The sequence below is a fragment of the Acidobacteriota bacterium genome (genome assembly GCA_039028635.1).
GTDB lineage: Bacteria > Acidobacteriota > Thermoanaerobaculia > Multivoradales > JBCCEF01 > JBCCEF01.
The window spans coordinates 25,085-38,400 of sequence record JBCCHV010000022.1 but is presented as its reverse complement, the minus strand read 5'-3'; the positions used below and the strand labels follow the sequence as shown (position 1 = coordinate 38,400).

General features: G+C 65.6%; 6 protein-coding genes. 1 reads left to right on the top strand and 5 read right to left on the bottom strand.

What is annotated here, in order from left to right:
* Position 1 precedes the first annotated feature (1 nt).
* Together AAF604_10845 and AAF604_10840 are read right to left on the bottom strand one after the other, a co-directional pair.
* Positions 2-997, bottom strand: a complete 996-nt coding sequence (locus AAF604_10845; protein MEM7050152.1) for an ABC transporter ATP-binding protein — start codon at positions 995-997, stop codon at positions 2-4.
* Complete coding sequence (locus AAF604_10840) at positions 994-1,386, bottom strand: GntR family transcriptional regulator (protein ID MEM7050151.1); 393 nt, start codon at positions 1,384-1,386, stop codon at positions 994-996. The genes AAF604_10845 and AAF604_10840 overlap by 4 nt, the downstream gene beginning before the upstream one ends.
* Positions 1,387-1,506: 120 nt before the next feature.
* On the opposite strand from AAF604_10840, the gene AAF604_10835 reads away from it, so the two are divergent.
* Positions 1,507-3,852 carry a DNA polymerase II gene (locus AAF604_10835; GenBank protein MEM7050150.1) on the top strand — a complete coding sequence of 782 codons (2,346 nt, stop codon included), beginning with the start codon at positions 1,507-1,509 and terminating at the stop codon, positions 3,850-3,852.
* Here the strand turns inward: AAF604_10835 and AAF604_10830 are convergent.
* From AAF604_10830 to AAF604_10820, 3 genes are all read right to left on the bottom strand, one after another.
* Positions 3,849-5,294 (bottom strand): winged helix-turn-helix domain-containing protein, encoded by a 1,446-nt coding sequence (locus AAF604_10830; GenBank protein MEM7050149.1) that lies wholly within the window; start codon positions 5,292-5,294, stop codon positions 3,849-3,851. The two genes, AAF604_10835 and AAF604_10830, sit on opposite strands and share 4 nt — an antisense overlap.
* A 104-nt stretch (positions 5,295-5,398) precedes the next feature.
* Positions 5,399-10,513 (bottom strand): RHS repeat-associated core domain-containing protein, encoded by a 5,115-nt coding sequence (locus AAF604_10825; protein MEM7050148.1) that lies wholly within the window; start codon positions 10,511-10,513, stop codon positions 5,399-5,401.
* Between the two features lie 22 nt (positions 10,514-10,535).
* Positions 10,536-13,031 (bottom strand): Ig-like domain-containing protein, encoded by a 2,496-nt coding sequence (locus AAF604_10820; GenBank protein MEM7050147.1) that lies wholly within the window; start codon positions 13,029-13,031, stop codon positions 10,536-10,538.
* Positions 13,032-13,316 lie beyond the last annotated feature (285 nt).

The window sequence follows — 13,316 nt, the reverse complement described above, 5'->3', positions numbered from 1 at the left end:
CCTAGCCCTGCTCGAGGGACGCGTCCGGCGTCGAGTGGTTGCGCGTCAAGAAGGCGTTGACGGCGCGGTCGAAACCGAGCGGAAGGCGCAGCACGTCCTGCCCCCCCAGGCTGTGCAACAGCTCCGGGAAGTGTTCTTCGGCGTCGATCACGATGACCTGTTGCTGGCCATCGATCCGACGCGCCTGGAGAAGGCCCGGAATCACCGGCAGAGGTCCGAACGAAAAGGTCACGTTCCAGGCACTCACCCGCGCCAGAAAATCCTCCGGCGGCGAATGGCTGATCAATCGCCCGCGCTCGAGAATGATCAGATCCTCGGCGACGCGCTCGATCTCGTCCATCTGGTGAGAGCAATAGAGGACGGTGCGATCGGGCTCTTCGCCGACGAACAAGAGGGCTTCGAGAAAAGCCTGCTTGGCGACCACGTCGAGGCCGAGGGTGGGCTCGTCGAGAATCAACAGGTCGGGCTGCTGGGCGAGGGCCATGGCGAGGTTGACCCCGGCGCGCTCGCCGCGCGAGAGCTGGCGGACCTTCTGTTCCGGCAAGACGTGAAAATGGCCCAAAACCTCGCGATAGACGGCCTCGTCCCAGCGGCCGTAGAGCTGGCGATGCATCGCCTCGAGGCGCGCCACGCTCATCCAACCGGGCAGGGTGTGCTCTTCGTGCACCAGCCCGATGCGCCCGCGGACCGGCGGCGTCAAGCGCTGGCTGTCGAAGCCCAAGACCTGGCTGTCGCCGGCGCTCGGCCGCATCAGGCCGAGGAGAATGCGGAAGAGGGTGGACTTGCCGGCACCGTTGCTGCCCACCAGGGCGTGCACGCCACCGCGGGAGACCTCCAGGGAGAGGGCATCGAGGGCGACCTTGCGACCGAACCGCTTGGTCAGGTCGCGGGTTGCGAGGGCCCAGTCGCCGGAGGGGCCTGGACTTTCGGCAGGCTCGCCCGATGGCGCCGGCTTCGGCCGGTCGACGGAGCTTCGAGGGGTGGAAACTTCGATCATGGCTTCGGTTCCTTCGCAACGAGGGGCTCGAGCTCCGAGCTGAGTCGCGCCAGGATCTCCTGGGGCGAGTAGCCGAGAGCCACCACGGCGCTGACGAAGTGTTGAAGCGCTTCGTCGAGGCGCCGCCGCCGCTCGTCATCGCTCAAACGCTGCCGCGGCTCGCAGACGAACACACCGACCCCTTTGCGAGACTCGATCAGTCCCTCCGAAGTCAGCTCGGCATAGGCCTTGGCAACGGTGTTGGAGTTGATGGTGAGCTGCAGGGCGAGACCCCGCACGCTCGGCAGTCGAGTACCCGGAGAGAGCTCGCCGGTGGCGATCTTCATCCGCAGGCCGTCCACGATCTGGCGGAAGACCGGACGCGCGTCCCCGGTGACCACCTGAATCATGGTGAGAGCTTTCCCTGGACCGGTGTCGACAGGTGTACCATGCGTACTAGTACACTCGATACACGTTATTCTGTCAACCCCCAGCCCTCGACCGGCCCGGCGCGGTACCCTGACGGGGCCATGGCCTACCGCGGTTTCCTGCTCGACTCCACCTACCGCCTAGAGCGCGGACGGGCGGTGGTCCACCTTTACGGCAAGCTGAGCAGCGGCGAGCCCTTCCTGGTGCGCGACGACCGCGACCGCCCGGCCTTCTACATCGAAGCGGCGGAAGCGCCGCGCGCCGAGGCCCTGGGCATCGCCACCCAGCCCAGCGACCAGCGCACCCTCGCTGACCAGCCCACGGTACGCGTCGAGGTGCGCACGCCGCCGGACACTCCCGCCCTGCGCGATCGCTTGCTCGATGCCGGCATCGCCTGCTTCGAGGCCGACGTGCGATTCGCGGTGCGCTACCTGGTGCAGCGGGGTATCCGCGGCGAAGTCCTGATCGACGGCGACAGCCGCCTCGCGGCCGGGCTCGGTCGGGTCTTCGAGAATCCCGAGATCGCGCCGGCCCCCGTCGACGATGCCGCCTTGCCGCAGCTCGCGGTGCTGTCTTTCGACATCGAAACCGATCCGCGGGCCCGCCAGCTCCTCTCCGTCGCGCTCGAAGGCGCCGGCACCTCGGAAGTCTTGCTGTGGACGCCGGAGGGCATGGACTGCCCGCCGACGGCACGCCCCTTCGCCACCCAGAAGGCCCTACTCGAGGCCTTCGTCGAGCGCCTCACCGCCCTCGATCCGGACATCCTCACCGGCTGGAACATTCTCGAGTTCGACCTCCCGGTCCTCGCCCGCCTCGCCGAGGAGCACGGCGTCGAGCTCGCCCTCGGCCGCGGTGGCGCGCCCTTGCGCCTCCGCCCCCAGCGCGGCGGCGGCACCCAGGCGAGCCTCCCAGGTCGCCTGGTGCTCGACGGCATTCGCCTCCTGCGCGGCGCCTTCATCAAGATGGAGAGCTACGCCCTCGATGCCGTCGCCCGCGAGGTCCTGGGGGAAGGCAAGCTGCTCTCCGGCAAACACCGGGCGGACGAGATCTTGCGCCTCTTCCACCAGGACCGCGAGCACTTCGTGGCCTACAACGCCGTCGATGCGCGGCTGGTGCTCGACATTCTCGCCAAGCTGAAGCTCGTCGAGCTGTCCTGCCAGCGCAGCCTGCTGACCGGCCTCTCGCCGGATCGCGTCTCCGGCTCCATCGCCGCCTTCGACATGCTCTACCTTTCGGAGCTCAAGCGCCGCGCCGTCGTCGCCCCGACCGTCGCCCGGCCGCGCGGCACCGCCTTCGGCGAGGGCTCGGGCAGTCGCACCGAAGTCAACTACGGCGGCGCCGTGCTCGAGCCCGAGCCGGGCCTCTGGCCGCAGGTGCTGGTGCTCGACTTCAAGAGCCTGTATCCCAGCATCATCCGCACCTTCCAGATCGACCCCTTGGGCTACCACCGGGCAGACCCCGACGACAATCCCATCCGCGCCCCCAACGGCGCCCTCTTCCGTCGCCAGCCGGGCATTCTGCCGCAGCTTCTCGATCGCCTCTTCCCGCGCCGCGAAGCCGCCAAGGCGGCCGGCGACGAGGTCGCCAGCTTCGCCATCAAGATCCTGATGAACTCGTTCTACGGCGTCCTCGGCACCTCCGCCTGCCGCTTCTACTCGCCGCCCGTCGCCGGCGCCATCACCGCCTTCGGGCGCGACATCCTGCAGTGGTCGAAGGAGCGCATCGAGGACTACGGCTATCGCGTCCTCTACGGCGACACGGATAGCCTGTTCGTGGCTTCCGGCGCGGCCGACGCCGGCGCCGCCCGGGCCCTCGGAGGCGACCTCGTCGAGCGCCTCAACGGCGACCTGGCGGACCACATCGCTGACACCTGGAAGGTCGAAAGTCGCCTCGAGCTCGAGTTCGAACGCCTCTACCTCAAGCTCCTGCTGGCGCCGGTGCGTCACGGCACCGGCGGCGCCCGCAAGCGCTACGCCGGGCTGGTCGACGACCGCGACGGCCCGAAGGTCTCCTTCACCGGCCTCGAAGCGGTGCGCCGTGACTGGACCGACCTCGCCCGCGCCGTCCAACGTGAACTCTACGAGCGCCTGTTCTTCGAGCGACCGGTCGAGGAGTACCTCGAGCGCACCGTCGCCGAGCTGCGCGCCGGCCAGTTCGACGATCAGCTCGTCTACCGCAAAGCGCTGCGCAAGAAGCCCGAGGAGTACACCGCCACCACCCCGCCCCACGTCGCCGCCGCCCGCAAGCTACCGGGCAAGGCGCCGCGAGTGATCCGCTACCTGATCACTCCCAACGGCCCGGAGCCGGCCGAGCAGTGGGACGGCCCCCTCGACTACCAGCACTATGTCGACAAGCAGGTCCGCCCGGTGGCCGAGCCGGTGCTCGCCATCCTCGGCCTCGACTTCGCCAAGGTGATCGGCGACGATCGCCAACTGTCGTTGTTTTAACGGCTGGCCAGCCGCGTCGGGGAGGCCATTGCCGGAACCGAGTCGAAAACACACCGTTCCAGCTCACCCCAACGCCGGCTTCGGCGTAGCGAAGCGAAGCCGGGAGAGGCCTGCAGGAAAGGCAGCTCTCCGATGCCACCGTCGCGGCATCCCGCCAGCAGAAGGTCGAAACCCTGGTCCTCATGGCCCAGCCACCAGTGGGTCAGGCCGCGGCGAAGCTGGTTCTCGGCCGCCACCGGATTCGGCGTTTCGGAAGCGAGGCGCAGCCGCTCGTACTCCGTCAGCGAGGCCACGGCTTCGGGCGGATGTCCCCAGAGCTTCAAGAACTCGTTGACGCTCGCCAAAGCCGCTTGCTCTCTGTCGGAAGCGGCGTAGGACCGGATGATGGCGTGCCAGCCGATGGGGTCCCGCGGCTCGAGCTCGAGGGTCTCGCGCCCCCAGCGAATCGCCTCTTCGTAGCTACCCCCGTAGGTCGCCAAAAGGGCGGCCGAGCCTAGAATTCGAGGCGACCGCGGCGAAATCTCCTGCACTGAGAGCATGACCGCGGCGCTTTCTTCGTGACGCCCCATCGCCGTCAAGATGCCGGCCCGCAGCACCAGGCTTTCGACCCGATCCGGCACCTGAAGCAGAACTCGGTCGACCTGCTCGAGAGCGAGATCGAAGCGCCGAGCCCGATAGAAGTTGAAGCTCGAGGCCATCACCAGCGACTCGATCGCATCCGGCGCCAGAGCCAAGCCGCGAGCAAGGGCCTCCGTTGCCGCTGCGGTCTCGCCGAGCAGGAACAGCACCTCGGCCCGGGCGAGATGGCCGGGAGCGAAGTCGGGCGCCGCCTGCGCCACTCGGTCGAGATTGTCCCGCGAGCGCTCCAAAAGCTCCTGATTGGGGTAGATCTCGATCCCCAGCTCGCGGTGACGGTCCAGGTGGTAGAGGCCGGAGTCGTAGGCTTCCTGCAGCACCGGCGACAGCGCCGGTGCTGCGGACTCGACGGCCTGGCGATCGTGGCCGATGGCACGGAAGCCAGCCAGTCCCGCCACCGCCAGCAGCAGCGCGCCAGCCGCCACCCCGACGCGCTTACCGAACCAGCCCCGCCCCGCCCTCGGCGCGACCTCCTCCACCGGCGGGATCAGTCGATAGCCGTAGCGCGGCAAGGTTTCGATGTAGCGCGGCGCGCTGGCGCGATCATCGAGCGCATTGCGGAGCTGGTGAACCAGAAAGTGGATGCCCTTCTCGTGATCTACGAAAGCCTCCGCTCCCCACACCCGCTCTTTGATTTCCTCTCGCGTGGCGGTCTGTCCGTCGCTCTCGGCGAGGGTGACCAGCAGCTCGAAGGCCTTGGGTGGAATGGAAAGCACAACGCCCTCCCGAGTACAGCCGGGAGGGCGGCGCGAAATCCGCAGATCACCGATGGTGAGGTCTTTCTGCGAAGCGGTTTTCGTCGTCATCTCTGGCCGAGAGCTCGTTCGAAGAGCTCTCGGAGCAAGAAGTATATACGCAAAGGCGCAGACCCCCTAGCGAGACAACGATGGCGGAACTGCTCAAGCCCTCACTATGGGGGAGTCTCATCGAGCTTGACCTGATCCTTGGAACCGGCGGTCCGCTCGACTTCCGCCTTCATCGCCTTATTGAAGGAGTCGACGAGCTTGAGGAAAATCTCCTTCGGTGTCGGAAGATCGACGATGGGAAAGACGTGGGTCGTGGTTACCGTGAATAAAGCTCCGAGACCAGGCCCGACCCCGCCATCGCCGCCCTTTCCTTTCGGTTCATCATTGACGACATACTTTCCATCTTCGACATTGATCACCGAGGCTTCCAAGCCTCCTCCCGCGACACCGAAATCTGCATCCACCTCGAGAGAGATACCTCTCAAATCTTGTACCGTTTCATGATCTGTCGCTTCGGCGGCAACCCCATACCCGAACCCCATTCCCCCACCCGGTCCAAACGTCGACACAAAAGCGAGTACGCCGTCGCTATCGATGAAGAATCCCGCTTCCGCCTTCCCCCCAGCAATTGCTGCAAACCAGGCATTAAAAATGGCTCCAAAGGTCCTCATCCCTGTCGGATCGGTCAGCGATACCGGATTGCCGCGCACGTAGGCGTAGCGGTTCCAGCTCTGGGGCAGCGTGGGCGTCCCGAGCACTGGATCGACGCTCAGGAACCTGCCATTCCAGGGCGAGTAGTAGCGTGCGTGCATGTAGTCGAGGTCGTCGCGGTCATCGCTCGCGAAGTCCCGCTCGTGGCCGGTGAAGCGCAGTTGCTCGGGGCTCGCTTCGGTGGTCTCGCTCCAGGCGATCTCGCCGAAGGGCCAGTGCTTCGAGCTGGTGACGCGCTGTCCCTGCTCGTCGGTCACGACGCGGGTCGAGGCGAGGTGGTCGAGGTGGAAGTGATGGGTCGTCTCGCCACCCCCCGGGGTGGGCTTGACGACCGCCACCGGCCCCTCGGCGCGATGCACGTAGTCCTGATCCCAAACCCAGGCATCGCCCTCCAAACGCAGCCGCCGGAGCACCCGATGGTCGAGGCCGCGCAGGGTCCACTCTTCCTCGTCTCCGGAGAGGACCGCGACCCGTTCGTCGTCGGCCGTGTAGAGCATCTTGCGGTCGACGCCGGTGCCGCTCTCACGCACCAGCTTGCTGAGCGGATCCCACAGGTACTGGTGGCGCCAGGTCGTGAGGTTGCCGGCCTGGTCGTAGGTCGCCGCCTGCATCCGATTGCTGGCGGGATCGACGGCCAAGAAACCTGGCGCGCCGTTGCCGGTGACCGCCGTGCGATTGCCGAAGATGTCGTAGAAGTAGCTCCGGGAGTCCAGGGCTCCTTGCCCTTCCTCGACCTCGATCGTGGCCTGATCGAGACGACCGACGCCATCGTAGAAAAAGGAGTCCGAACCGACCTGGAAAAGGTTGCGAGCCCCGTCGTAGTGCATCGCGCCGCTCGACCAATCGCCGCGCGGCCCCCCGATACCCGTCGTGCTCAGGGAGCCCGGCAAGGCCAGGCCGCCGAGATCGAGCCGATAGAGGGTTTGTCGATCCGTCACGCCGTTGGCGTGCTGAATCTGTGACCAAAGGCCGTTGGGGTGATACGAGACGCCTCCAACGAATCCCGGAATGGCGGTCAACCAGCCTTCATCGTAGAGCCGGTCCACCGTCCGGGCGGGACTCGCCTGGCCACAGCCAGCGGGATAGAGGCAGAGGGGATAGTCCTCCGACACGATCTGGCCGAGGGCGTTGTAACGGAAGGACTGATCGAAAACTCGACCGCTGGAAGACCGCACTTCACGACCGGCGATGCGAGGCGAGTCCTGCTCATAAAACAGGGTCTCGGTGACGGTGACCGGCTCCTCGAGCACGCCGACCTCGAGGGGCGTGCCGACGGGCAGGCGATTCAGGCGCTTGGTCTGTACCAGTCGTCCGATGCCTCCCTGGCCGAAGGCAGCATCGCGGCCGTAGAAATACTCCTTCAATCGCTCACCCTGGTTGAGGACCTGGGTCCGCCGACCGGCTCGGTCATAGCGGTACTGCAAGTCGAAGGACCAAGGCGGTTGCGGCCCGCTCCAGGCGACGAAACGCCGCTCCAGCGGATTGCCCTGGGAGTCGTACTGGCGCGTAATACAGCTTTCGAGCGCCGGCGCCGAAGCCTGCCCCAACTCCGGATGGCACTCGAGCTTCAGAAAGCCACGATGGTCATAGTCGAAGGTGCGCCGCTGGAAAACGCCGGAAGCGGTCGCTCCGACCTGCACCCAGCGCAGCCGCTCTTCGTTGTCGTACTTGTAGAAGGTCGGTTCGCGCGTACCGGAGCTGAGCTCCTCGACCTTGTAGAGCCGCCCTTGACGATCGAGCCACTGCCACCGGCTGGTCGGCACCATGGCACCGGCGCCCCGCTTGACCCTCTGCGTCGTCTTCGTCAGCCAATCGCCGAAGAGCTCGATCTCGGTGGCGTAGTTCTCGCCGTCCGGTGGCTCGATCCAGCGCGCCCTGCCGAGGGGGTCGTACTCCAGGTAGCTGGTCTGCGGAGGATTCGAGCTGGCGGCACCGACGACCTCCGAATCGCTCTGCTTCCAGCCGTTGGCGAGATAGCGGTGCTCGCTGCGCTGGCGACCGCCGGGAGTGCTGCGCTCGCGGCTTTCCAGGCGCCCGAAGGCATCGTAAGTGTAAAGCTCGTCGAACAGCACCGCGCCGCCGGATTTTCTCTCGACGGTGGTCTCGAAAGGAGCCGTGGTGGACTGATAGGTCACCACCGTCGCCGCCTCGCCGGGCGGCTCGAGGCGGGTCAAACGGCCCTGATCGTCGTAGGCATAGGACGTCGCGAGGCCGGCCGCATCCCAGGTGGCGATGGGCAATCGAGTGTCCGCATCGAGGGAGGCCCTCTCCGTGATCAGCACCTCGTTCTCCGCCGGGTCGAGGAAAGCCGACGTCCGCTCGATGGTGTCGCTCTCAAACAGGTACTGGTGCCGCAGGCGGTACTCCCAACCCGCCGGAGGCGCCTGGTCGAGCCGGACTGCGCTCGAGTCGTTGCCATCGCCGCCGTAGAAATACTCCGAGAGAAGCCAGCCCTTTTCGTCCCGAGTGCGCAGCGTGACGAGATCACCGGGCCCCTGATGCTGGCAACCGGGCCCGGAGCAGCCGTTGCCGCTTTCCAGGCGCCGAGTCCCGCGCAAGAAACCGGCGCTGTCGAAGTCATAGAGGGTCACGGTGGTGCCGACGCCGCTTTCGGTGATCGCCTCACGGTCATAGGTGCCCAACGGCCAGCCCTCACCGGGCCCCGGAAGAGCGAAGGCTCCGAGACCGGTGCACTCCGGAGCCGTCGCTGGATAGACGCCACGCTCGGGGTTGTAGCGCCGCTCGATCACCTTGTGATTGCCGCCGTTGACCGGGCCTTGATCGGGGAAGTTGCCCCCCAGCACCTCGCGGCGGAAGTTGCCGAAGCCGTCGAAACAGCTGCGATCGACCCGGTGATAGATCGTCTCGCCCTGGTGCTGCGCATCCTCGTAGACCGTCGCCTCGCCCACGACCCGATGATTGACCGGCGTGCAGAGATCACCCGCCGGATCACAACCCGGGAAGCTGCGCTCGTAGCGCACATAGTTGCTGCGCAGCGGAGCGCAGCCGGCGCGCAAGTCTGGGTCGTCGTGGTCGCACTCCCAGAGGCGGCTCTGCAGCTTGTAAAGGGTTTGATCCGGGCCCAACCGCACCCCTTCACTCTCATCGCCGTGGTAGGGCAAGCCATAGTCACCGGGATCCCCCAAGGGGCCGGCCGGCGCGCCCGAGTAGACGGAGAAAAAGTGCTCGGCGTGGGAGAACTTCTCGTCGCCGTCACGATCCTCACCGATCGAATGCACCACCACCGTCGTCACTTCCGAGGGCTTTTCCGTACAGTTGGGATTGAAGTTCATCGGCAGCAGCTCTTCGGGAAGCCGCTGATCGTACTGCCAGACCCCATAGGACTGCTCCGACTCGCGACCATCGCTGGACTCGAAGAGGGTCCGCTTCACCACCCCGACCTTGGAATTGATCATGAACTCCCGTTCCGGCCCCGATCCGGGAGCCGGATCACAGACGAACACCGGGTTCTTGTAGCGGAGATCGTACTCCCACTCGATCCGTCCTCCGGTGGGCAAATCGGCCTTTCTCAACAATCCCGCCTCGTTCGAGCAGCGGCTCGCCGAAGGAGCCATGGCCTGATACTCGAAGGCATAACTGGCGCCGTCCGGCAGCACCAGGGAGCGGAGGCGAGGCAACTCATAGAGGGTCACGATCTGCTGCTCGTCCTGGCTGCAGCCCGGCAGCATCTCCGCCTGGTCATAGTTCAACGTGAAGGTCGAGACCCGATTGCCGACGGAGGCCAGCCGAAGCTCCCGAACCCGCGCCCTGAAGTCCGCGGTCGGCAACCAGAGATCGACTTCGTGCCGGCGACCGTCGGTGTCCTGAATCACCCAACGGTCCGGGCTCGGGTAGGTCACGGTGACGACGTTCTGGCGTACCGAGCCGACTTTGTAGGCATCCTTGATCTTGTAGAGACGAAACGAACCGTCCGGCGCCTCGTCGAAGACCATCGTGCGGCCGTCGGGATAGTTGATGGCGTAGCGGGTATCGGTCAGCTTGCGCAACCGCAGGTAGGTCCCGTCCGTCGAGTAGCAGGCGGTCTCCGCACAGTCCGTGCTCTCCGTCCCACCGACACCCGAGTGCAGCTCACCCAGGAACAAGTGCTCCGCCCCGGATGAATCGATATACATCCAGTTCCCGGAGTCAAGATTGCCAGCAACCCAAGGCGGCAGCAACTCTCCGAGACTCAAACGCCAGCCGAGGCCGGCGTTGGACTGCCAGGCCGGGGCGACCACCGTCGAGCAGGCGTTGACCCCCTGGTCCCGCTTGTGGCCGCTCCAGGTCCACGGCGGCAGGTTGACGGCACACTGCTGGTCGTAGCTGTAGTCCCAGATTCCGCTGTTGTAGACCAGGGCGAAGCGATAGGTGAAGCCACCCCCAACCTGATACTCGGGCCCCAAGGGCAAGGTCACCGTGAGGTTGCCGTTGAACAGGCTCACCTGATCAATCTCGCCGATTTCATAAACATTATCCGGCGTGAATCCCCTCTCCGTACTGGGATCTGGTACGTGCGCCAACAACGCGACCGGAAACACCAGGAAAATGCAGGTCAGTATCTTCTTCATGTTCTTTTTCCTTTCGATCCGATCAGTTCTGCAAGATGTAGTAGATCGCGGACGCCGACCCGCCGAAGGGGTCCGAGATGGTGTAGGTGAACTGATCCCGACCTCCGATCAAGCCGCCGGCCGGTCCCTGATAGAAGAAGCGATCGCCCTCGACGACGAGCGAGCCCTGTTCCGGCTGCGTGAAGGACTCGATGGAGATCGGATGACCGTCCGGATCGAGGTCGTTGGCCAGCGGCCGATAAGTGTTCTCGGCTCCCGGCACGTAGACGCCGCGATCGTCGCGCGCAATGGGGGGTTGGTTCGGCCCGGTAATGTCGATGGTGACGATGGCCGACGCTTGGTTGCCCACCGCGTCCCGCACCGTGTAGGCGAAGGTGTCTTGGCCCGAGACTCCCGGCGGTGGCACATAGGTGATCTCTCCGTTCGCCGTGACCACCGTGTAGCCCAGCACCGGATCGCCGACGCCGACGATGGTCAACGCACCACCCGTCGGAACGTCTTCGTCATTGGCGAGCACCGGCACCGTCACCGGGAAGTCCTGCGGTGTCGCCGCCGCATCGTCGCGTGCGATCGGCCGGCCGTCCTGCACTTCGACGATCACCCGCCCGAGGCGGAGAGAGCTCGCATCGGCGCCGTTCTGAATCGCATAGGTGAAATGGTCGATGCCGACGAAGCCGAGGGGAGCTTGGTAGACCATGCCGCCCTGACTGGTGACTTTGGCGATCTCGCCATGCACCGGAGGCCCGAAGCGCAGCGAATAGACCGGACTGCTGCCGCTGCGGTCGACCAGGTCGTTGTCGAGGAGATCTCCCCAACCGAGCGCCAAGCGTTCACCCTCGTGGACGGCGAAGAGGTCGTGGACCACCACCGGATCCGACGCCATCAGGACGGGCTCGACCACTCGCAACGCGAGCTCAGGCTGGTGCGTCGATGCAACGCTGCCGGCCCCGTGAACCTGGTAGGTGAAGTTGTCCCGCACCACGCCACCGGACGCCCAGGGCGGAATCGCCGCCAGGTCGGTTTCGTAGATGACCACTCCTTCGTAGCCCGGCGGTGCCGGCCCACTCGCCGGGTCATGGCCGGGGGTCAGCAGAGTGATCTCGCCGCCGGCCTGCTGGGCTCCCGGAGTGATCGGAAAACCGAACACCAGGTCACGCCCCTGGTCGTTGAGCAGGAGATCCGAGAAAAGCAGAGGAGCCCGCGTCACGCCGGCCGCGTCGGGCTTGAGCGGCAGCGAGAATTCATCCGGCCGGGAGGCAGTCGCGGGTACCACGCTCGAAGCGACCACGTCGACCACGACCTCGGCGGAGGCGAAGCTCTCCCCGCCCCCCCGGATCGAGTACCAGAACGAATCCGGGCCGCTATACCCAGGATCCGGGACGTAACGCAGCCGGTCCGGGGCGCAGCAGAAGTCGAGACGGCCATGCTGCGGCTGCCGGAAGTGCAGCGTGACCGCTTCGAGCACACCCAAGTCGTTGGCGAAGAGATCGTCCTGGTAAGAGATTTCGAGCACTTGACCGAACTCGGCCTGCAAAAAATCGGGCTCTGCCTGGGCCGGTAGCCGGGGAACGATGAACAGCTCCACGGTGGCCCAGTCCGAGTAGTGCTGGCCATCGGTGATGCGATAACGGAAGACGTCGGGACTGCCGGTGAGAACCGTCGAAGGATGTGATCTGAAGACGAAGCCATCCTCGACTTGGTCCAGCTCGTTGGAGCCCTGGAGGCTGACAAGCTCCCAATCGTGGAAAGTGATGCGGTCCCCCTGGGGATCGACGTCGTTGTCCAGGAGCTGCTCATAGGGGATGAAGAGCCTCTGCCCCTGGGCGACGGAGAACTCATCGTCGACGGCGATCGGTGCCTGCCCCACCGGCAACGCCGGCGTCATCGCCGAGAGGATCGGAGATGACACACAGCCGTCCGCGTAGCAGACATCGATGCGGTAGAAGTACTCCTCTCCGGCTTCGAGATCCGTGTGGTCCCAGTAGAGGACGTTGCCACCGACCACCGGGTCCAGCGTGACCAGGGGCCCGAGACCCCCGCTATCCATGCCGCCATAAATCTCGTAGCGCAGCTCGTCCTGGACATCGAACCACAGCAGGCGAATCGCGGTCGGCCCAAGGGCCGTCGCCGTGGGATTCCCCGGGGCCGATTTGGTGAAGGTCAGCTCGAGGGAAGCGGTCACCGCTCGGCTCGGGTCGGCGAGCTGGAAGATCTCGAACTCGAGCTCTACCGAGGGCTGCACCTCGGTCAGATCGAGATCGTAGACCCAGGTGCAGGGCGAAGGTCCCGGCACCAGCGTCCCCAGGGCGGGGCTGGGAGGCGACGTGAAGCGGCAGCCCAATGGGTCGCCATCGACATCCGAAGCCACCGACAAGAGATCGATGAAGAGTGGCAGATCATCCGCCGTCAAGCCGGGAACGACGAAGTTCTCGGCCTCCGGCGGCTGGTCCCCCAGCGAGGGAATCCCGCCGATCAAGAGAGCAAATACGAGGAGTAGGACGGTTTTTCGCTGCAACAAGAGAGACCTCCGGTCGAAGTTCGCGGCGTACGAAGCTGCCGACGAAAATCGCCGAAAGTCCTGCAGCGGATCAACTTAGGTCTCCTTAGACCGACCTTAGAAAGTCCTCGCAGCCTGCGAGGACTCGACGAGCGCCTGCTCTTCGAGCGACCGATCGAGGAGTTCGTCTACCGCATCGTCTCCGAGCAATCCGGTGAGAAGGCCGAGCTAGCAGACCGCGACCTCGCTGGAAAGAGGTAACGGCTCGTGGTGGCACGAGGCCTATGTTCGGTATGCTGGGATAAG